20 protein-coding genes are annotated in these 19132 nt (G+C 62.3%); 4 read left to right on the top strand and 16 right to left on the bottom strand.

What is annotated here, in order from left to right; all coding sequences use genetic code 11:
• Positions 1-8: 8 nt before the first annotated feature.
• From AAFO92_RS02600 to AAFO92_RS02545, 12 genes are all read right to left on the bottom strand, one after another.
• Positions 9-911, bottom strand: coding sequence for a homocysteine S-methyltransferase family protein (locus AAFO92_RS02600; protein WP_347533083.1), 903 nt, complete (start codon positions 909-911; stop codon positions 9-11).
• Positions 908-1363 (bottom strand): pyridoxamine 5'-phosphate oxidase family protein, encoded by a 456-nt coding sequence (locus tag AAFO92_RS02595; protein WP_347533081.1) that lies wholly within the window; start codon positions 1361-1363, stop codon positions 908-910. The genes AAFO92_RS02600 and AAFO92_RS02595 overlap by 4 nt, the downstream gene beginning before the upstream one ends.
• Before the next feature lie 26 nt (positions 1364-1389).
• Positions 1390-2448 (bottom strand): zinc-binding dehydrogenase, encoded by a 1059-nt coding sequence (locus tag AAFO92_RS02590; protein ID WP_347533079.1) that lies wholly within the window; start codon positions 2446-2448, stop codon positions 1390-1392.
• A 15-nt stretch (positions 2449-2463) separates the two neighbouring features.
• Positions 2464-3087, bottom strand: coding sequence for a LysE family translocator (locus AAFO92_RS02585; protein ID WP_347533077.1), 624 nt, complete (start codon positions 3085-3087; stop codon positions 2464-2466).
• Complete coding sequence (locus AAFO92_RS02580) at positions 3077-3712, bottom strand: hypothetical protein (protein ID WP_347533075.1); 636 nt, start codon at positions 3710-3712, stop codon at positions 3077-3079. The genes AAFO92_RS02585 and AAFO92_RS02580 overlap by 11 nt, the downstream gene beginning before the upstream one ends.
• Positions 3709-6156, bottom strand: coding sequence for an FAD-dependent oxidoreductase (locus tag AAFO92_RS02575; protein ID WP_347533073.1), 2448 nt, complete (start codon positions 6154-6156; stop codon positions 3709-3711). The genes AAFO92_RS02580 and AAFO92_RS02575 overlap by 4 nt, the downstream gene beginning before the upstream one ends.
• Positions 6157-6202: 46 nt before the next feature.
• Positions 6203-6580, bottom strand: a complete 378-nt coding sequence (locus AAFO92_RS02570) for a GFA family protein (protein WP_347533072.1) — start codon at positions 6578-6580, stop codon at positions 6203-6205.
• Between the two features lie 2 nt (positions 6581-6582).
• Positions 6583-6972, bottom strand: a complete 390-nt coding sequence (locus AAFO92_RS02565) for a GFA family protein (RefSeq protein ID WP_347533070.1) — start codon at positions 6970-6972, stop codon at positions 6583-6585.
• The gene (locus AAFO92_RS02560; RefSeq protein WP_347533069.1) at positions 6969-7586 is read right to left on the bottom strand and encodes a LysE family translocator; all 618 of its coding nucleotides are present in this window, start codon (positions 7584-7586) and stop codon (positions 6969-6971) included. Before AAFO92_RS02560 ends, AAFO92_RS02565 begins: the two co-directional genes overlap by 4 nt.
• 10 nt (positions 7587-7596) lie before the next feature.
• Positions 7597-8169, bottom strand: a complete 573-nt coding sequence (locus AAFO92_RS02555; protein WP_347533067.1) for a helix-turn-helix domain-containing protein — start codon at positions 8167-8169, stop codon at positions 7597-7599.
• Between the two features lie 333 nt (positions 8170-8502).
• Positions 8503-8955, bottom strand: coding sequence for a GAF domain-containing protein (locus AAFO92_RS02550; protein WP_347533065.1), 453 nt, complete (start codon positions 8953-8955; stop codon positions 8503-8505).
• Positions 8956-9064: 109 nt separating this feature from the next.
• The gene (locus tag AAFO92_RS02545; protein WP_347533064.1) at positions 9065-10237 is read right to left on the bottom strand and encodes an acetyl-CoA C-acyltransferase; all 1173 of its coding nucleotides are present in this window, start codon (positions 10235-10237) and stop codon (positions 9065-9067) included.
• Between the two features lie 94 nt (positions 10238-10331).
• Here AAFO92_RS02545 and AAFO92_RS02540 point away from each other — a divergent pair, with 94 nt between their 5' ends.
• The 3 genes from AAFO92_RS02540 to AAFO92_RS02530 all read left to right on the top strand — a co-directional run bounded on the left by AAFO92_RS02540 (position 10332) and on the right by AAFO92_RS02530 (position 12956).
• Positions 10332-10670, top strand: a complete 339-nt coding sequence (locus AAFO92_RS02540) for an STAS domain-containing protein (protein ID WP_347533063.1) — start codon at positions 10332-10334, stop codon at positions 10668-10670.
• Between the two features lie 42 nt (positions 10671-10712).
• Complete coding sequence (locus tag AAFO92_RS02535) at positions 10713-11162, top strand: ATP-binding protein (protein WP_347533061.1); 450 nt, start codon at positions 10713-10715, stop codon at positions 11160-11162.
• A 216-nt stretch (positions 11163-11378) separates the two neighbouring features.
• Complete coding sequence (locus AAFO92_RS02530) at positions 11379-12956, top strand: gamma-glutamyltransferase family protein (protein ID WP_347533059.1); 1578 nt, start codon at positions 11379-11381, stop codon at positions 12954-12956.
• A 105-nt stretch (positions 12957-13061) separates the two neighbouring features.
• On the opposite strand, the gene hspQ is transcribed toward AAFO92_RS02530, so the two are convergent.
• A complete protein-coding gene (gene hspQ, locus AAFO92_RS02525; protein ID WP_347533057.1) occupies positions 13062-13388 on the bottom strand; it encodes a heat shock protein HspQ in 327 nt (108 codons plus the stop codon).
• Between the two features lie 256 nt (positions 13389-13644).
• Between hspQ and AAFO92_RS02520 the strand changes: the two genes are divergently transcribed.
• Positions 13645-14244, top strand: a complete 600-nt coding sequence (locus AAFO92_RS02520) for a transglycosylase SLT domain-containing protein (RefSeq protein ID WP_347533056.1) — start codon at positions 13645-13647, stop codon at positions 14242-14244.
• A 32-nt stretch (positions 14245-14276) separates the two neighbouring features.
• Here the strand turns inward: AAFO92_RS02520 and AAFO92_RS02515 are convergent, their stop codons facing one another.
• The 3 genes from AAFO92_RS02515 to AAFO92_RS02505 all read right to left on the bottom strand — a co-directional run bounded on the left by AAFO92_RS02515 (position 14277) and on the right by AAFO92_RS02505 (position 19104).
• Entirely contained in the window at positions 14277-14882 is a 606-nt protein-coding gene (locus AAFO92_RS02515) for an outer membrane lipoprotein carrier protein LolA (protein WP_347533054.1), read from the bottom strand.
• Between the two features lie 181 nt (positions 14883-15063).
• Positions 15064-17907, bottom strand: a complete 2844-nt coding sequence (locus tag AAFO92_RS02510; protein ID WP_347533052.1) for a DNA translocase FtsK 4TM domain-containing protein — start codon at positions 17905-17907, stop codon at positions 15064-15066.
• Positions 17908-17925: 18 nt separating this feature from the next.
• On the bottom strand, positions 17926-19104 hold the full coding sequence (locus AAFO92_RS02505; protein ID WP_347533051.1) for an aminotransferase class I/II-fold pyridoxal phosphate-dependent enzyme: 1179 nt from the start codon (positions 19102-19104) through the stop codon (positions 17926-17928).
• Positions 19105-19132 lie beyond the last annotated feature (28 nt).

The raw sequence follows: 19132 nt of genomic DNA, 5'->3' as shown, positions 1-19132 counted from the left end.
GCACCTCTCTAGACGATTTCATGGCCGGCCCCGGCAAGCTGCCGGGCCAGTTCCTCGATGTGATCGGGGCCAACCTCGCAGCAGCCCCCAACGATGGTCGCCCCCTGTGCGATCCAGCCCTGCACGAATTCGGCATAGGCCAGCGGCGACAGATCGACCCGTGCTTCCAGGGCATCGACGGTCGGCTTGTCCTGCAGGAACCCCTCGCTGATGCGCGTGAACCCGTTGGCATAGGCGCCGAACGGGAGGCCGAACCCCTTGAGAATACCCATCGACATGGATACCGATTCGGGCCGCGAACAATTTACCAGCACAGCGTCGGGCCGATACCGGTCAATCAGCGGCTTCAGATCACGCAGCGCCTCGCCCGAGCGTAGCTTCGTGCCGTCATCGTCATCAACCGTCATGGCCAACCAGATCGGTTTATCCGTCCCCTTCGCGCCACGCAGCGCACCCTCGGCATGCTCCAGCGAGGCCACGGTTTCGATCAGGAACAGGTCGACCCTGTCCTTCATCAGCGTCACGAGCTCGGCATAGCGCGGGGCGGCCATTTCCGGGGGGATGCGTATATCGGGTCGGTAAGTCGCCTCAAGCGGGCCAAGCGACCCCGCAAGCCGGCCACGGCCCGCATTGCCCGCGCGAGCGGTTTCCGCCTCGGTCAGGGCCACATCCACAAGGCCCGGCATCAGGTCAGGGTCAAGATCGACTTTCTCCAGCCGGTCGCGGTGCACGCAGTATGTATTGGTGGTGGCAATGATGGCACCGGCGCGGAAATATTCTTCGTGCACCTCCTGCACCATACCGGGATGATCCATCATCACCTGGATCGACCAGATCGTCGTGGGCCGGTCGCCTGAACGTTTCATCAATTCCTGTCCGATGGACCCATCCAGAAGCGTGATCTGCGTCATTGGTAAATCTCCGCGAATTTTGTCTTGTAGAGCGCAATCATCTCCTCTTCGGTGACCCCGTCGTCGTAAGGCGGCGTTGTCACCTGTCGGACCTCCTGCGCGGCGATCAGCACCAGCACGTTGATGCGGTCCGCCAGATCCCCCCAGACCGCGCGCCAGCGCCCGATCAGACTGTCGAATTCCGCACCGGGTCCGATGACGCGCGCGCCACCACGAACCCGCACGCCCTTGCGCTTCCACTGGTCGATGAAATTCACCTCGGCCTCGGGCAGGTGATCCAGATTGGCCAACGTCCCCGGCGAGCGGATCTCGCCGAAGGCGATGGTCTCGTCATCCAGCACCAGAAAGGTTCCCTTGGGGCTGAGCGCGGGGCGGCCGTCGGCGGTGACGGTGGCGACAAATCCCAGCGGGAAGGTCGCGATCAGATCCTTGGCGAATTGATTAAGCGGCATGTCGTGGCCTCCCCTACCGGTCTTGTTCACCCTGGCAGTAAAACCAGTTTTCCGGGATATTTCTTTGCGGCAAAATCCGCCTGCGCCGCGACAATCTCTTTCAAAGGATAGGTCTTGGACACCAGCGGTCTTACCCGCCCCTGATTGATGAGCGCGACCAGCCCGGCAAAGCTTTCGGGCGGTTGGTATGTCACCCCGAAAATCGTCAGGTCATTGAGGTAGATCGTGCGCAGATCGGCCTCGACGATCGGGCCGGCGATGGCGCCGGCGGTGGCATAGCGCCCGCCTGGCCTGAGCGCCTCCAGCAGCGCGCCCCAATCCGGCCCGCCCACCAGATCGATCGCCACGGTGACCGACCGCGCGCCCGGCGTCTGCCCCCTGTCGAGCGTTTCACAGGCACCGGCCCGGCGCACCACATCGGCCTTTGCCGGGCTGGTCTGGGCCAGCACCCGCGCGCCCCTGAGTGCCGCCAGCTGCACTGCCGCCAGCCCGACACCGCCCGAGGCGCCGGTGATCAGCACCGTGTCCGACCCGCCGACCGTGGCCCGATCCAGCAGGGCCATGGCCGTGCCGAAGGCACAGGGCATGGCACCCAGCTCAACGTCGCTCAGCGGTGCGGTGCTGACATCGTAAAGCTGGTCGGCGGGCACCCGGCAATATTCGGCGAAGGCCCCGTCATATTCTGACCCGATCACCTCGAACGCGACGGGGTTGTCGGAGGTCGGGCAGGGTTGGTTGATGCCGCAGATCACCCGCATCCCCGGCGTTATCGTGGTAACGCCGTCACCGACAGCGACAACCTCACCGCAGAGGTCGCCACCCTGGATCAGGGGGAAATTCAGCGCCCCCGCATAACCGCCGCTTTCGACATCATCGCCGCCACCGCCATCGGTCGCGCCGGTCACGGTCTTGGAATACCAGCCCGTGCGCGTGTTGATGTCCGTGTTGTTGACCCCTGCCGCCAGAACTTTGACCAGCACCTGCGCCGGGCCGGGTTGCGGCACGGGAATGTCCTCGCGCCATTCCAGCGCCTCGGGCCCGCCGTGGCGGGTCAGGTAGACACCGGACATCTGCGCTGGAATCATCTCCTTCCCTTTCTGTCAGCCGGGCTCGCGGGCCACGTCCTTGAGGCCCAGCAAAACCGCTGCCCCGATCATCAGGGCCCCGGATACCCGGTTGATCCAAAGGCCTGTCAGGTTTTTCACCCGGCCCAGCGTCCGCACCGCCGCCCAGCCCCAAAGCAGCAGGATCACCCCGTCTACGGCCAGATAGGTTGCGCCAAGGATCAGAAGCTGTGGCCAGACCGGCGCGCCCGTGTCGATGAATTGCGGAAAAAGCGCCCCGAAGAAGACAACCGCATACGGATTGGCCGAGGAGGTGATGAACCCCTGCCGGAACAGCCTGCCGCCCCTTGCCGCCTGCACCTCTGCCCCGTCCGGTTTCGACAGCACCAGCTTCAGCCCGATCCAGGCCAGGTAGGCCACGCCCAGCCATTTCACCACCCACAGCGCATTGGCCGAGGTCGCGATGATCGCCGTCAGCCCGAAGGCCGCCAGGGTCATCTGCACCGCGTTGGCGCTGAGATCTCCGGCAATCGTGGCCAGCGACCGCCGCAGCCCGTGCCGCAGGCTGTTGGAAATAATCAGCAGCTGGCTGGTATCTGGCGGCGTCACGAAGAACGCCGCCAGAACGCCCAGGTAGATCAGGTAGGTCTCAAGGCTCATCTGTTATGCACTCCGGCCAGAAATAGTGTACTGGCGCTAACCAATAGGTCTTTGGGTCTTGCTCTTCTGGTTGTCGGATTAAGGATAAATCGAATTTCCATCTGTGTAGCTGGCCCTCACGCGCGGCAATAGCCGCAAGAATGGCGTCGCGCTGATGGTCGTCATCGTCGGGATCATGCGAACCGAAATCCAATCCGCGTAAGTATCCTAGATCATTTTTGTGGGGCCCACGCAGATATGCTTTAGGATGAGCTTCAGTAACAAACAAATTTGGGTAGATCGCGCGCAATCTTTCGATCAAAAGAGGTGCCTGCACCACTGCGGCACCTCTCAGCGAGTTGCTCGATTGCACCGTTCCCGAAGAAATACTATACCGCTTGCGAATTAGGCGATCAACTTGCCGCCCGCCGCCCTCGCCACCAGACCACCACAGCGGAGCGTCAATACCCACACCCATTGGCTCAAAATTCTTAAAGAAGCACCTAACAAATGCCACGGCATCATCAACTGAGCTAAGATTTCTAATCCGAACGCACTCGTTTTCGTTGATGATAGCGGCGCCAAACTTATTGACGCCGCCAGGATCAAAACCAACCCAAAATTTGTCAGCAGTATTGATTTTCACGCGCGGATCCGTTCGTTTTCCGGATCCCAGAGCGGCTGATCCGGTTGCACCACAGCTTTGCACCGCGCGCCGTAGATTTCCACCTCCAACTCGGTGCCGGGTTCGGCCAGATCGGTGCGCACCGTGCCCAATGCCACGCTGGTATTCACCCGGTATCCCCAGGCACCGCTGGTGGTTTCGCCCACCACCTGCCCGTCATGCCAGATCGTCGACATGTACGGTGCATCGGCGTCCCCGGCATCGACGGTCAGCGTCACGAATGCCTTCTTGCGGCCTTGCTGTTTTTCCGACAAGAGCGCCGCCTTGCCGGTGAAGTCCTGCGGCTTGTCGAATTTCACGAACCGCTCCAGCCCGCCTTCGAGCATCGAGTAATCTGTCGAGAGGTCTCCTTTCCACGCGCGGTATCCCTTTTCGAGACGCAGGGAATTCAGGGCATACATGCCAAAGGGTCTGGCACCGGCGTCCAGGATGGCATCGTAGATCGCCGGCATGTCCTCGTTCGCCGCGTGAACTTCCCAGCCCAGTTCGCCGGTAAAGCTGACCCGGATCAGGAACGCCTTGCGCCCGGCGACGGTGCAATGCTGATGGGTCAGCCAGCCCAGGGTCAGATCGGCATCGGTCAGCCCGCTCAGCACGTCGCGCGATGCCGGCCCGGCCACCAGCAGCGCATCGCGTTCGGTGGTCGTTTCCGTGACGGTCACACCCTCGGGCACCGATTGGCGCACCAGATCGCCGTCATGCCATTGCGCAGTGGCGGCGGTGATCAGCACGAAACTGTCCTCTTCCAGGCGAATACAGGAAAACTCGGTCAGGATACGGCCGCGCTTGTCGGCGACATAGACAAGGTTCATCCGCCCCACCTTGGGCAGTCCGCCGGTCACGAAACCGCGCAGCCATTCATCCGCACCCTCGCCCCGGACCCAGAGCCGGGTGAAGCCCGGCAGATCCAGCACACCGCAGGCATCGCGCACCGCCTCGCATTCCTCCTTGATCCGCTGTTCCCACGGACCCGAGCGGCCCCAGGTGTGGGTCGCCTCAAGCGAGGTATCGTCGCCCGGACCCGCGAACCAGTTGGCGCGCTCCCAGCCGTTATAGACACCCATCACGCCGCCCAGTTCCCTGACCCTGTCATGCACCGGGCTGAGTTTCTTGTCGCGCCCCGCGGGCCATTCGTGATGCGGAAAGTGCATGGCGTATTCGTTGCCATAGGTCTCCATCCCCTTGGCCACGCAGTAATCGTGATCGGTGTAATCGGTATAGCGGCGCGGATCGACTGACCACATATCCCATTCGGTGACGCCATCCACGATCCATTCCGCCAGCACCTTGCCGGCGCCCCCGCCCTGGGCGATCCCGAAGGTAAAGACACAGGCCTCGAACGCGTTCTTGACGCCGGGCATCGGACCGATCAGCGGCAGACCATCGGGCGCATAGGGTATCGGCCCGTTGATGATACGCGACACACCGGCCTCACCGGTGACCGGCACACGCTCCATGGCGTCCGCGACGATATCCTCGATCCGGTCCAGATCGTCCGACCACAGTTGAAAGCTGAAATCGTCGGGCATCGGATCCTTGTCGGTGTCCCAATGCGCCCGGCAGTTGGGTTCATAGGGGCCGATATTGATGCCGTTTTTCTCTTGCCGCAGGTAGTAGGAGACATCGACGTCCCGCAGCAGCGGCAGCTTGCGACCGTTTTCCTTCGACCACTCTTCAAGCGCCGGGATTTCCTCGGTCAGCAGGTATTGATGGCTCATGACCATCATCGGCACGGTGCGCCCGCCATAGGGTTTGAACCACTCCCCCACGCGCTGCGCGTAGTAGCCTGCGGCATTGACCACATAGTCGCAGTCGATATCGCCCTTTTCCGTAAGGACCGTCCAGCTGCCATCGCGATGCTGGGTCACACCGGTGGCGGGGCAGAACCGCACGATCCTGGCGCCCATGTCGCGCGCGCCCTTGGCCAGCGCCTGGGTTACCTGCGCCGGGTCGATATCGCCATCGGACGGATCCCACAGCACCCCCTCCAGATCGTGGGTTTCAAGGAACGGATAACGCTCTTTTGCCTGATCGGGTGTCAACATCTCCATGCCGATGCCCTGGTATCTGCCCATCGAACAGGCGCGCTCGAACTCCTGTACGCGCTCTTTCGTATGTGCCAGCCGCAGCGAGCCGGTCTGATGATAGTTCATCGGGTAATCGACCTCTTCGCCCAGACGGCTGTAGAGCTCGGTCGAATAGCGCTGCATGTTCATGATGCCCCAGCTGGTCGAAAAGGTGGGAACGTTGCCCGCCGCGTGCCAGGTGCTGCCCGCCGTCAGCTCGTTCTTTTCCAGCAGGACGCAATCGGTCCAGCCCTTCTTGGCCAGGTGATAGAGCGAAGAGCAGCCAACCACCCCTCCGCCAATGATGACAACCCGTGCTTTGCTCGGCAGATCAGCCATGTCAGACTCCGTTTTTCATGTGTTCGTCGTTCAGTTTTCGGTGCGTTCAGGACCGTTCATGCTGTGGCAGACCGTCGGCGATCTCGTAGTAATCACCCTTGTCGGCCACGAAGATGTGGCTTTCGAGCCTGATCCCCGTCGGTTCGTCCAGCGCCCCCAGGGCAAAGCTGATCGTATCCTCGTCATGGGCTTTCCAGAACAGGAAGGACCCGCATTTCGGGCAGAACCCACGTTTTGCTGCCTGGCTGGCCGCGTACCATTTGACCGGGCCGGTAATGGTAACGTCACGTTCCGCCGCGCTGCTCGAGGCCCAGTGATGACCGGACTGCTTGCGGCATTGCCCGCAATGACAGGCCGTCGCACGCCCAAGCCGGCCCTCGACTGCAAAGCGAACATCTTTGCACAGGCAGCTTCCTTTCAGCATGTTCAATCCTCCTCTAGCTGCGGCAAGCCGTCAGCGATGTCGTAATAGTCGCCCTTCTCCGAAACCCAGAAATGCTGCGAGAGGCGCAATCCCGTGGGCCCGTCGAACGTCCCCAACAGGACATGGATCAACGGGCTTTCGTCGCGCCGCCAGAACAGGGTCGATCCGCAATTCCCGCAAAATCCCCGCTGGGCGACATCGCTGGCGCGGAACCAGGTCAACCCACGGTCACGGATCAGGGAAAGGGCGGATTTTTCCACCGCCGACGCGGCAAAGTGGTGCCCGGATTGCTGGCGGCATTCCCGGCAATGGCAGGCGATGGGGGGCTGCATCTCGGCGGCTATTTCAAAAACCACCGCACCACACAGGCAGGATCCGCGCCGCCTGGTCATATCCGGCCCGGTGTTGCGGCACTGCCCAGCGCCACGCCGTAGACCACGAAACAGGCAGCCAGCACGCGCCGCAACCAGACATTGAAGACCGCGCCAAGCGCCGCCCGGCCCAGACCCGCGCCCAGGGCGGTGTAAGTCATGTAGCTCAGCGCGGTCAGGGTCAGCGCGGTGGGAACGATCACCCACATCTGCTGGCCGATGGGTACGCCCGGCTGAACGAACTGGCTGAACGCCGCCAGGTAACCGGCGACGGATTTGGGGTTGATCGTGGCGATCATGAAGGCCCGCCAATAGACCGACCCTTGCGGCCCGTCGACGGTGACCATCCGCCGGGCCATGATCCAGCCGCGAACACCCATATAGATCAGGAAGGCCGCGCCCAGCAGTTTCAGCGCCTGAAATGCTACCGGCGAGGCCGCGATCAGCGCGGTGATGCCCAGCGCCGACAGGGTCAGAAACAGGCTGGCCTGGGTCAGGATCGCCAGGACCGCGATCAACCCGCGGCGAAAGCCGATGGTCATGCCATTGGTGATGCAATTCACCGCGTTCGGCCCCGGCGTGGTCACGAAAACCGCCCAGAACAGCGCGAATACGGTCCATCCCTCCCAGCTCATCGCGGCGGCCTCAATAGACCGGGGGGGCGATCACCCAGATCGCCACCGCCGGCTCGTCATAGGGGTTGATCCACTCATGCGCCTCGCCCCGGATGCGGAAACTGTCGCCCGGATGAATGGAATGGGTGGTCCCGTCGATCATCAGGTCCAGCCTGCCCGAAACCAGAAACCCCACCTCCTGCGTCGGTCGCCGGATGATCTCGCCGGCGCGGCTGCGGGGCGCGAAGGTGGAATGCACCATCTCGAAATCGTCTGTCAGGTCGGGCGACAGCAATTCCTCGACCAGACCGCCGGCACCGGTGCCGATCTGGCGCCGCGCGCCCTTGCGGACCACGAATCCGGCTTCATCCGCCGGGCTGGCGGCATGGCCGAACAGCATCGAAATCGGCACGTCCAGCGCCGCGGCAATGGCGCGCAGATCATTGATCGATGGCTCTGACTTGTCGCGCTCGACCTGGCTCAGCCAGCCGACAGAGCGCCCCAGCCGCTCTGACAGATCGCTCAGGGTAACGCCCCGCACCTTGCGCAGCGCGCGCAGATCGGCCCCCAGGCTGCGGGCAGAGGCGATCTCGGTCTGGTGCATGGGGCAGCCCTCCGGCGGCAGATGACAGTGAGCAAGGGGTGTGAAATTTTCCCTCATTTTTTCACGATGCGCCGAATCGGTGAAATTTCAAAGTGATTTTTCACGAACCGCGTGTTTTTTCCTGTCTTCGCCGGCGCGTTTCCGATCTGTCGGAGCGTCAGAATCCGATATGTGACGCCGCGTCACAGCGCCCGAACCCGCAGAAGGTATGGATTTCCTTACTGTGCAAGCCCGCAAAAATCGACGACTGAGCGCGAAACGCCACTCACGGGATGCTGCCCTTGGGGCACGTCGCCCATCGCCCCGGGGCCACCCTCGGGGCGATTCATGACATTATGTCGCGAAAACCCGGTCCAGAATATCGCGCAGGGCATCGGCATCCTGCCCGTTGAACGCCGCAGGCTGGTCGCTGTCGATATCTAAAACCGCCATCAGATCACCCGCCCGGTTCCATACCGGCAGGACAATCTCGGACCGGGTCGAGCTGGCACAGGCGATATGATCCGGAAAGGCATCGACATCGTCGACCAGCTGTGTTTCGCCCGTCCGCGCCGCCGCGCCGCAAACACCGCGCGAGAACGGGATCACCAGGCAACCATGCCCGCCCTGGTAGGGGCCAATCTTCAGCAGCTCAGGCCCGACGACGCGGTAGAACCCGGTCCAGTCGAACCGTTCATCGGCATGGTGCAACTCGCACACCACCGTGGCCATCAGGGCCACGGCATCGTCTTCGCCCTCGGTCAGGGCGTCGATGGATTTGGCGATGCTGTCATAGTCGATCCGCATGGCCCTTCTCATGCCACAGTGCGGCAGCGGGGGCCAGCCCCCGCACCCCCGGAGTATTTTTGGCACGATGAAAGAGGACCGACGTCGACCAGCACAACGAAAGGGGGCGTCAGACCCTCTCGATCGCGATGGCCGTGCCCTCGCCACCGCCAATGCAGATTGCCGCGACGCCACGCCTGAGGTCGCGCTTTTCCAGCGCATTCAGCAGCGTCACCATGATCCGCGCGCCGGAGGCGCCGATCGGGTGGCCCAGGGCGCAGGCGCCGCCATTCACGTTCACCTTGTCGCGTGACAGACCCATTTCGTGCATGAAGGCCATCGGCACCACGGCAAAGGCCTCGTTGACCTCCCACAGGTCCACGTCGTCTTTCGACCAGCCGATCTGCTTCAGCAGCTTCTGCGCCGCGGGAACCGGCGCCGTGGTGAACCAGCCCGGCGCCTGTGCATGGCTGGCATGGCCCATGATCCGGGCGCGAATTTTCAAGCCTTGCGCCTCTGCCGCCTGAGCCGAAGCCAGCACCAGCGCCGCCGCCCCGTCGGAGATCGAGCTGGAATTGGCCGGCGTCACCGTGCCGTCCTTGCGAAAGGCCGGTTTCAGATGCGGGATTTTCTCGGGCCGCGCCTTGCCGGGCTGCTCGTCCTCGGAAATCACGATCTCGCCCTTGCGTGTGGCGATCGTGACCGGGGTGATTTCCCCGTCGAACGCGCCCGATTTCTGTGCCGCCAGGGCCCCTTCGAGGGAGCCGATGGCGTAATCATCCTGCGCCTCGCGGGTGAATTGATACTTTTCGGCGCAATCCTCGGCGAAGGTGCCCATCAGGCGGCCCTTGTCATAGGCGTCCTCTAGCCCGTCGAGAAACATGTGATCCTTGACCTCGGCATGCCCGATCCGCGCGCCGCCGCGCATCTTGGGCAGCATGTAGGGCGCGTTCGACATGCTTTCCATTCCGCCGGCGATCATGGTGTCGGCATGGCCAAGCGCGATCTGGTCGAACCCCATCATCGCGGCCTTCATACCCGATCCGCACATCTTGTTGAGCGTTGTGGCGGGCACCTCCTGGCCCAGCCCGGCGGCAAACCCTGCCTGCCGCGCGGGCGCCTGCCCCTGCCCGGCCGGAAGTACGCAGCCCATCAACAGTTCGTCCACGCGGTCCGTGCCCGCATCCGCGAGTGCCGCCCGGATTGCCGCACCGCCCAGTACCGATGCCTCGACGCCGTCGAAATCGCCCTGAAATCCGCCCATCGGCGTACGGGCCGCGCCCGCGATCACAACTTCCTTCATGGGGTTTCCTCCTGATTTTCTCGCATCTGAATACCGAATGGTAAGGAATGCCGTCTAGCCTTACTGGTACTACTACGTACCCGCCGAGGACAGCATGGAATTACAAAGTACCACTCACGGAACCTACAAATCTGTCACCGTCAACGCCGAACGTATCGACGCATCGGTCGCCATCCAGTTCAAGGATGCGATGCGCGCCGAGGCAGATGGCGGGCCGGGTCACATCGTCCTGGACCTGGGCCGGGTCAAATTCATCGACTCCAGCGGCCTGGGCGCAATCGTCGCGGCAATGAAGCATATGGGCAAGGACCGCAGGCTGGACCTGGCCGCCCTGACGCCGGATGTGGAGAAGGTGTTTCACCTGACCCGAATGGACACCGTATTCACGATCCTCCCGAAGCTTCCCGAACCCGCCAACCGCGAAGCCGGCTGAACGCCGCAGCCGATCTGGACACACGGCAAGGGATCGCAGGCCATGTCTCATTCGGGGTACACGCATGAATTCACCATGTCGGCCCAAGCCAATGACGGAGAAGTCCGGGCACTTCTTTGCAACCTGCGCCGGCAATTGGCAGATCACGGCGTCGCGGAGCCTACCTGCGCATCGGCAGAGCTTGTCCTGGCCGAGGCCCTGAACAACGTCACGGAACACGCCTATGCCGGATTGCCCGAGGGGCCGGTCGAACTGCGTACCGAGATCGGTGCAGCGATGCTCAGGTTCACATTGAGCGACCACGGAAACGCCCTGCCCGGCAACCGGTTGCCGGCGGGCAACCAACAGGACATGAACGTAGCGGTCGAAGACCTGCCCGAGGGCGGCTTCGGCTGGCTGATCATCCATGCGATCACCAGTTCGATTCGCTATGATCGCAAGAATGACGAAAATTGCCTTGTCATGACGATCCCGAACGCCCTGAACGGTTGAATCGCCGGGGCAAAAGCCTCAACTTCGCCCCATTTTGCACCTAAATCGGCCCAAGTAGACCGTCACATTTGAACCTGTAGCTGCATATGGCTTCCCTCGGCGACGCGCGTTTACAGCCCCCACCCAGTGCGCGTTGCCGAGGCTTACTTCCCCGATGATTGGCAAATCCGCAAAACCGTCCTAGTGTCTGGCACGACACGTTCCAAAGGGCTGACCATGCGCGATTACCATCTTCCGGGCCGATCCCCCGTTCTTGCCACCGAAGGCATGTGCGCCACGTCGCATCCCCTGGCCGCGAACGCGGCCATCGACATCATGAAACGCGGCGGTAATGCCATGGATGCGGCCATCGCCGGGGCGGTGCTGCTTGGCATTTGTGAGCCGCAGATGACCGGTATCGGCGGCGACTGCTTTGTGCTGTTCAACACGCCGGGCAGCGATGATGTACAGGCGTTCAACGGATCGGGCCGCGCACCTGCCGCCGCCAGCGCCGATGACTTGCGCGCCGACGGTCACGAGACCGTACCGCCCCAAAGCGCAGCGGCGGTGACATTGCCGGGGGCGGTTGACGCGTTCTGCCAACTCTGCGCGGCACATGGCAAACTGGGCCTTGATGCTGTGCTGGCACCGGCCATTCACTATGCGGATGCCGGCGTTCCCGTGGCTCCGCGGGTGGCGTTCGACTGGCCAACATCCGGGAAAATACTGCAAGGCCACGGCATCACACATTTCATGGCTGGCGGGTTGCCCTTGAAAACCGGACAGATTTTCCGCGCGCCCGGCCAAGCAGAGGTGCTGCGCCGCATTGCGCGCGACGGCCGGGATGCGTTTTATACCGGCGAGGTTGCGGACGACATGCTGGCTGCCCTCCGCGAAGCAGGCGGCGCGCATACCGCCCAGGATTTCGCCTCCGTCACCGGTATGGCCACAATGCCGGTCAGCGGAACCTATCGCGATGTCGAGCTTCTGGAACATCCGCCGAACGGTCAGGGCGCGACCGCTATTCTGATCCTCAACATCCTCAAGCATTTCGACATCGCCGCTCTGGATCCGCTGGGCAGCATGCGCGCACATATCGAAACCGAGGCCTCGAAGCTCGCCTATGATCTGCGCAACCGGCTGATCGCCGACCCGGACCATACGGCGCGGCTGGACCTTATGCTGGCACCCGAAACCGCAGCGAAGCTTGCCGCATCTATAGACCCTCGCAAGGCCATTGCCGATGTGATGCCCGTCACCGAAGCCGTGCACCGCGACACGGTCTATATCACCGTGGTCGACCGAGACCGCATGGCGGTGTCGCTGATCTATTCGATCTTTCACGGCTTCGGCTCGGGTATCGCCTCGGAAAAATTCGGGATCCTGCTTCAGAACCGGGGTGCCGGTTTTAACCTGATACCCGGCCATCCCAACGAATATGGTGCCGGGAAAAGGCCGATGCACACGATCATCCCTGCTATCCTGCGTGAGAATGGTCGCGTTTCCATGCCATTCGGCGTGATGGGGGGGCAGTATCAATCCTGCGGGCACGCGCGGTTCGTGACCAATATGCTCGATTTCGGCATGGATGCCCAAACCGCCATAGACGCGCCGCGCTGTTTTGCCGATGCTGGTGAATTGCGCGTGGAGCGCGGATATAGCCAGAAAACCCGAACCGAACTGGCCGAACTGGGTCACAATGTGGTGATACCTGACGGTGCAATTGGTGGTGCCCAGGCCATCCTCATACACGAAAATGGCGTGCTGGAAGGGGCAAGCGACCCGCGCAAGGATGGCTGCGCGCTTGGGTATTAACGGTCTTGAACCCCGCGACAGCACTGCAAAGCGGCAAGCGCGGCGCCTGGCGTCAATCAGGCAACCAAGCCTGGGAAGCCACCATGATTTCAGATAGGTAACTGGTCAGTTCAGCTGAAAATGCAGCGGATATTGACCATCTTCGAACGGCCCGAACATATCCGGTATATCGGGATGCTCCACCGGTTCACCCGAATAATCCGCGATCAGGTTCTGCTCGCTGACATAAGCCACGTAGTAGCTCTGCTCGTTTTCCGCCAAAAGATGATAGAACGGTTGGTCCTTTACAGGACGACTTTCCTCGGGGATCGACGAATACCATTCCTCGGTATTCGAAAATTCCGGGTCGACGTCGAAAACCACACCGCGAAACGGATGTTTGCGATGGCGGACAACCTGCCCGAGATGATATTTTGCACGCGTTTTTAACATTACACACCAGCCCTTAAACTCAGACCTTAGCGGTTTCAATGGCAGTTTGTCCAATAATAGCTGCCATTTAGAAAGGAAACAGTCTGTGAACCAAGCCTTGACAGTCGATTGCCCGGCTTCTTGTCGTCAGCCGAATGTGATGGCTTCAAAATTCAATCTCTGATTGAAAATCAAATCCTTCCCGGCGGTAATTGGTGATTCCCACCGGCCCGATTTTCCGCTAGACTGACAAGAAAACAAACATAGCGAGAGGCAGATGAGCAGAACTCTTCGCGCATTGATGGCGGTTGCGCTGTTGGCATCCTGTGGCAGCAGCGGCGGTGATCGGGGTCCGGCCCCGAGCCGTCTGGACAATGCCTGCGCAATATTGAACGACCGGCCGGAATTCCGCCGGGCATTTCAGGCGGCAGAGCGTCGCTGGGGTGTTCCGGTGCCGGTGCAGATGGCCACGATCTACCAGGAAAGCAAATTCAAGTCGGATGCGCGGACGCCCTATCGCTGGTCACTGGGGGTAATCCCGATGGGCCGCCAGAGCTCGGCTTTCGGCTATTCGCAGGCGCTGGACGGGACCTGGGATGAATATCGCAACGAAACCCGAAGCCGGCGCGCACGCCGCGACAATATCCACGATGCGGCGGATTTCATGGGATGGTACATGGCCAAGTCGCGCGATCGCCTGGGCATTTCGCTTGCCGATACCCGCAATCAATACCTGGCCTATCACGAGGGGCGCACAGGTTATTCCCGCGGCAGCTATCGGGGAAAGCCCTGGCTCATGCGGGTTGCAGGCGAGGTTGAAACACGCTCGCAGATCTACAGCGTTCAGCTGTCTCAATGCGGGGGCAGGCGCTACTGAAGGCGGGGCCCGCGTGAACGGGCCCTTTCCGCCTATTTGTCCTGACGGATCACCGCGCCCTTGGGCAGGGCGAAGATCTCATCCTTGAAGCGTCCACCCTTGGTCAGCTCCCCCAGCACCACGGTGGTGCGTGACCCGGCATTGTCGTTGATCACCCACTGCCGCAGTTCGATCGGACTGCCGGTGAATACCAGTTCGATACTGCCATATTCGGGATGTTCCGGATCCTGCGCCACGATGGTTGTGCTGGTGCCATCACTGGTGTGGCCCACCACCATGCGCGCACGGCTCAGGTTCACATCCCGCGCCAGAATGATGCTCAGCGGGGTGCGTCGCAGCGGATAGGCCTCGGCCTTCTGGTTCGATTTCGCGTCGGCGATACCCACATGCACCCCGTCTGACACCACCAGCGTCCGGTCCGGTGGATTATATTCGAACCGCACCCGCCCGGGGCGCTTGATATAGATTTTCCCGGTGCTGATCGTCCCGTCATCATTGATCTGGGTGAACTCACCGCTCGCCGTTTTCATCGCGTTCAGATATTGCGAGATCGCGGGCAGCGACAGCTTTTCCGCCGCGGCAGGCAGTGCCGCCATGACCGTGATCACGCCCGCGGCGAGAATACGAGAGACATTCATGTCAAACCAACTCCAATCATTCGTCTTGCACCAGACGATGTAGGTATTCGACCGCTGTTATTCGATATCAGCCGGCATTCCGGGTATTCACGCAGAGGCGTGGCTGCGCAAGCGGTTTCATCCGACAACCGCCATGACCGGCGCCAAGATGCCGCCGGTTATCCTTGCGTTCATGCGATGATCAGGCCTGCTCCGGCACCAGGATCTCGCGCTTGCCCACATGGTTGGCCGCGCTGACCACGCCCTCATCCTCCATCTGCTCGACCAGACGCGCGGCCTTGTTATACCCGATCGCCAGTTTGCGCTGGATGTAGGAAGTGCTGCATTTGCGGTCCTTGATCGCAATCGCCACCGCCTGGTCATAAAGCGCATCCTCGCCATCGGTATTGCCGCCGGTATTCAGACCAAGAACCGCGTCGATACTGTCGGCCTTCTCCTCGCTCGGGCCGCTGAGGACGCTGTTCACGTATTCCGGCGGTCCATAGGCCTTGAGGTTGTTGACCACCTCCTCGACCTCTTCGTCGCTGACGAACGGGCCGTGGCAGCGCGTGATCTTGCCGCCACCCGCCATGTAGAGCATGTCACCCATGCCCAGCAACTGCTCGGCCCCCATCTCGCCCAGAATGGTGCGGCTGTCGATTTTCGAGGTCACCTGGAAGCTGATCCGCGTGGGGAAGTTCGCCTTGATGGTACCGGTGATCACATCCACCGACGGGCGCTGCGTGGCCATGATAAGGTGGATACCGCTGGCGCGGGCCATCTGCGCCAGGCGCTGGATGCACGCCTCGATCTCCTTGCCCGCGACCATCATCAGGTCGGCCATCTCGTCGACGATCACGACGATATAGGGCATCTTTTCGGGCGCGAATTCCTCGGTCTCGAACACCGGCTCGCCGGTTTCATCGTCAAAGCCGGTCTGCACGGTGCGGCTGAACATCTCGTTCTTCGCCAGCGCTTCGGACACGCGCCCGTTATAGCCGTCGATATTGCGTACGCCCATCTTGGACATCTTGCGATAGCGGTCTTCCATCTCGGCCACGACCCATTTCAGCGCCACCACGGCTTTTTTCGGGTCGGTCACCACCGGGCTCAGCAGATGCGGGATGCCGTCATAAACGCTGAGTTCCAGCATCTTGGGGTCGATCATTATCATCCGGCATTCATCCGGCGTCAGCTTGTAAAGAAGGCTGAGGATCATCGTGTTGATCGCCACGGATTTGCCCGAGCCGGTCGTGCCCGCGATCAGCAGGTGGGGCATCTTTGCCAGGTTCGCGACAATCGGGTCGCCGCCGATATCCTTGCCCAGCGCCAGCGGCAGTTTCTGGTTGCCGTCGCCATAGTCGCGGCTCGACAGGATTTCGCGGAAGCCCACCATCTCGCGGTTCTCGTTGGGCAGTTCGATCCCGATCACGCTGCGGCCCGGCACGGTGCTGACCCGCGCCGACAGGGCCGACATCGACCGCGCGATATCGTCCGCCAGGCCGATCACCCGGCTGGCCTTGAGACCCGGCGCCGGCTCCAGTTCGTACATCGTCACCACCGGGCCGGGGCGGACGCTGACAATTTCGCCCTTCACCCCGTAATCGTCCAGCACGGTCTCCAGCATCCGCGCGTTTTCCTCCAGCGCCTCGTCGCTCAGATGATGACGCTTGATGTTGACCGGGTTGGCCAGAAGGCTCAGCGGCGGCAGTTCATATTGCGCGCGCTTCCTTTCCTCGAATTGCAGCTTGGGCTGCGCTTCGGCCATGGCGCGGGTCGAGGGCTGAACCGGCTTACGCGCCGGGTGTTGCACCACCTTGCGCGGCTCAGCCACGGGGATGCGCGGTGCCTCGGCACCGTCGAATGTTTCGGCCTCAAGAACCTCATCCTCGGCAGGCGCTTCCGGCAGCGTCAGCGACGCCCCCGTCATCTGGTCCGCGGTCAGGGGCGGTTCGGCGCGCAGTCCAGGCTGTTCGCGGTCGAGAATGAGCGGATCGGGCCCGCGGCCCCGGCCCTTCGTCAACGGCGCGACGCTGGCCACCTGAACCGCCGGATTCTGGCGGACACGGGCGCGAATCACATCGGCAATCTTGGCGCTGATCCGCTCGTCTCCCGGCGCGTCCGGGTCACCCTCGTAGGCAGTTTCGACCAGTTCCGGCTCGGGCATCTTCTCGGGCCGCCGAATCAGCGAGGGCATACGCGCCAACAGGCCGCCGGTTTTCTCCGCCGGTTCCGTTACCTCTGCCTCCTCAGTCAACGGGGCGGTACGCATGACGACCGGTTCGCGGCGCATCGCGTCGTCGTCATCAAACGCCGCAGCATCGCTCAGCCGGCGGTCACGACGCTCGGCCAGGCGCTCCTGCATGACGCGCGCGGTCGTGGCGGCGCCTGCCGCTCCTTTGCCGAGCAGCATCATGATGCTGGCATAGGTCATGATGATACCCACCAGAAGGAACCGGCCCAGGCGTGCGATCTCGGCACGGGTAAAGCCCAAAACGAAGGCCCCCAGAACCAGCATTCCCGCACCCAGCATGACCGAGAGCAGTTTCAGCGACAGGCTGGCGCCAAACGGCATGATACCCAGGGCCGCCCCCAGAACCGTATCGCCGAAAAGGCCGCCAAGCCCGAAATTATGAGTCGCGTTCCATTCTTCGCCCGGCGTCAGGGAAGAGGCGTAGAGCGCCAGAACAGCCACCCAGATCGGGGCAAAGATCAACCGGCCGATGGCGCGTTCCTGACCGCGATGCAGCGCAAAGCGCGCGCCCCAGGCACCCAGCACAATCGCCAGCCCCCAGCCGCCCCAGCCCACGATCATGAATAGCGGCGCGGCGATCGTGGCGCCGACCGGGCCCAGCCAGTTTTCGATCGGTGCATCGGTAGCCGACATCCAGCTGGGATCGTCCGGGCTGTAGGAAAGGATCATCGCCGCCGCCATCGCGCCCAGGCACATCAGGACAAGACCCAGCAATTCCTTGCCGCGCTTCTCGATTGCCTCAGCCATGTTGCTGTCCAACAGCGGATCACGTCCCCGTGCCTGATATGCCATGTCTTCCCTCTTTCGCACTCAACTGTAGAGACAGTCGCGAAGCCGTATGAGCCCCTGCGCCATCTCTTCTATTGGGGCCACCATCGCGGCCCGGATATATCCTTTGCCGGGGTTTTCACCCCCGGCATCGCGGCTCAGGTAAGCACCAGGCAATACCCGTACGCCTGTCTCGAGCCACAGCTTCATTGTCGCCGCTTCACCGTCTTCGACGGGCAGCCACAGGAAAAATCCCGCCTCGGGGCTGGTATAGCCCGGCACCCCGGCCATGATCTCGTCTGCGCGGGCGTATTTCGCCGCATAGAGCGCGCGGTTTTCGACCACATGCGCCTCGTCGTCCCAGACCTTCTCGGCAGCGTGCTGCAACGGCATCGGCAACGGGCTGCCGGCGTAGTTGCGCAGCTGGCGCACGCGCGTGATGGTTTCGGCCCCCCCGGCAATGAACCCGCTGCGCAGTCCCGGCAGGTTGGACCGTTTCGACAGCGAATGGAAAATGGCCACGCGTTCGGGATCCGCACCCAGTTCGCGGGCAACCTGCAACGCCCCGACCGGCGGATCCTTGCGGTAGATCTCGGAATAACACTCATCCGCGAAGATCTTGAAATCGTATTTTTCGGCCAAACCGATCAGCGAGGCCCAATAGTCCCGGCTGGCCACCGCGCCCTGCGGGTTGCTGGGCGAACACAGGTAGGCCACGGCCACCTGGTTCAGGACGTCCGGCGAAAGCCTTTCGAAATCAGGCAGATAGCCGGTTTCGCGCGTGGCCGGCAGGAAAACCGGCTCTGCGCCCACGCTCAGCGCCGCGACCATGTAGACCTGGTAAAACGGGTTCGGCAGCAGGATCTTGGGCGGCGCGCCATGTTTGGTTTCGGGGCAGAGCGCCATCATGGCGTTGTAAAGCCCTTCGCGTGTGCCGTTCAGCGCCATGACATTGGTGTCGGCATCCAGCGTCACCTGGTAACGCCGTGAAACCCAATCACAGATCGCCCGGCGCAGGCCCGGCGCGCCCTCGTTGACCGGGTAATTACCAAAGCCGCTGGCATTTTCGGCAATGATATCGACGACCCAGGCGGGGAAATCATGCCGCGGCTCACCAATCGTCATGTGCAATACTTCGCCGCCGGGCGCGTGGGCGTCCAGAAGGTTCCGCAGACGCGGAAACGCATAAGCCGGTAGGTTCGAAAACCGCTCGGGAAACATACAAATCTGCCTCAGGTTCGGGATCGTT

Origin of the sequence: Roseovarius sp. CAU 1744 (assembly GCF_039839345.1) — a bacterium.
GTDB lineage: Bacteria > Pseudomonadota > Alphaproteobacteria > Rhodobacterales > Rhodobacteraceae > Roseovarius.
This window is presented reverse-complemented; position numbering and strand designations above follow the sequence as displayed.

Bases quoted from the DNA above. Each gene is read 5' to 3' on its own strand.
- AAFO92_RS02595 (WP_347533081.1), bottom strand. From the start codon at position 1,363: ATGCCGCTTAATCAATTCGCCAAGGATCTGATCGCGACCTTCCCGCTG.
- AAFO92_RS02585 (WP_347533077.1), bottom strand. From the start codon at position 3,087: ATGAGCCTTGAGACCTACCTGATCTACCTGGGCGTTCTGGCGGCGTTC.
- AAFO92_RS02565 (WP_347533070.1), bottom strand. From the start codon at position 6,972: ATGACCAGGCGGCGCGGATCCTGCCTGTGTGGTGCGGTGGTTTTTGAA.
- AAFO92_RS02510 (WP_347533052.1), bottom strand. From the start codon at position 17,907: ATGGCATATCAGGCACGGGGACGTGATCCGCTGTTGGACAGCAACATG.
- AAFO92_RS02590 (WP_347533079.1), bottom strand. From the start codon at position 2,448: ATGATTCCAGCGCAGATGTCCGGTGTCTACCTGACCCGCCACGGCGGG.
- AAFO92_RS02575 (WP_347533073.1), bottom strand. From the start codon at position 6,156: ATGGCTGATCTGCCGAGCAAAGCACGGGTTGTCATCATTGGCGGAGGG.
- AAFO92_RS02600 (WP_347533083.1), bottom strand. From the start codon at position 911: ATGACGCAGATCACGCTTCTGGATGGGTCCATCGGACAGGAATTGATG.
- AAFO92_RS02555 (WP_347533067.1), bottom strand. From the start codon at position 8,169: ATGCACCAGACCGAGATCGCCTCTGCCCGCAGCCTGGGGGCCGATCTG.
- AAFO92_RS02515 (WP_347533054.1), bottom strand. From the start codon at position 14,882: ATGAATGTCTCTCGTATTCTCGCCGCGGGCGTGATCACGGTCATGGCG.
- AAFO92_RS02570 (WP_347533072.1), bottom strand. From the start codon at position 6,580: ATGCTGAAAGGAAGCTGCCTGTGCAAAGATGTTCGCTTTGCAGTCGAG.
- AAFO92_RS02560 (WP_347533069.1), bottom strand. From the start codon at position 7,586: ATGAGCTGGGAGGGATGGACCGTATTCGCGCTGTTCTGGGCGGTTTTC.
- AAFO92_RS02545 (WP_347533064.1), bottom strand. From the start codon at position 10,237: ATGAAGGAAGTTGTGATCGCGGGCGCGGCCCGTACGCCGATGGGCGGA.
- hspQ (WP_347533057.1), bottom strand. From the start codon at position 13,388: ATGTTAAAAACGCGTGCAAAATATCATCTCGGGCAGGTTGTCCGCCAT.
- AAFO92_RS02535 (WP_347533061.1), top strand. From the start codon at position 10,713: ATGTCTCATTCGGGGTACACGCATGAATTCACCATGTCGGCCCAAGCC.
- AAFO92_RS02530 (WP_347533059.1), top strand. From the start codon at position 11,379: ATGCGCGATTACCATCTTCCGGGCCGATCCCCCGTTCTTGCCACCGAA.
- AAFO92_RS02505 (WP_347533051.1), bottom strand. From the start codon at position 19,104: ATGTTTCCCGAGCGGTTTTCGAACCTACCGGCTTATGCGTTTCCGCGT.
- AAFO92_RS02520 (WP_347533056.1), top strand. From the start codon at position 13,645: ATGAGCAGAACTCTTCGCGCATTGATGGCGGTTGCGCTGTTGGCATCC.
- AAFO92_RS02540 (WP_347533063.1), top strand. From the start codon at position 10,332: ATGGAATTACAAAGTACCACTCACGGAACCTACAAATCTGTCACCGTC.
- AAFO92_RS02550 (WP_347533065.1), bottom strand. From the start codon at position 8,955: ATGCGGATCGACTATGACAGCATCGCCAAATCCATCGACGCCCTGACC.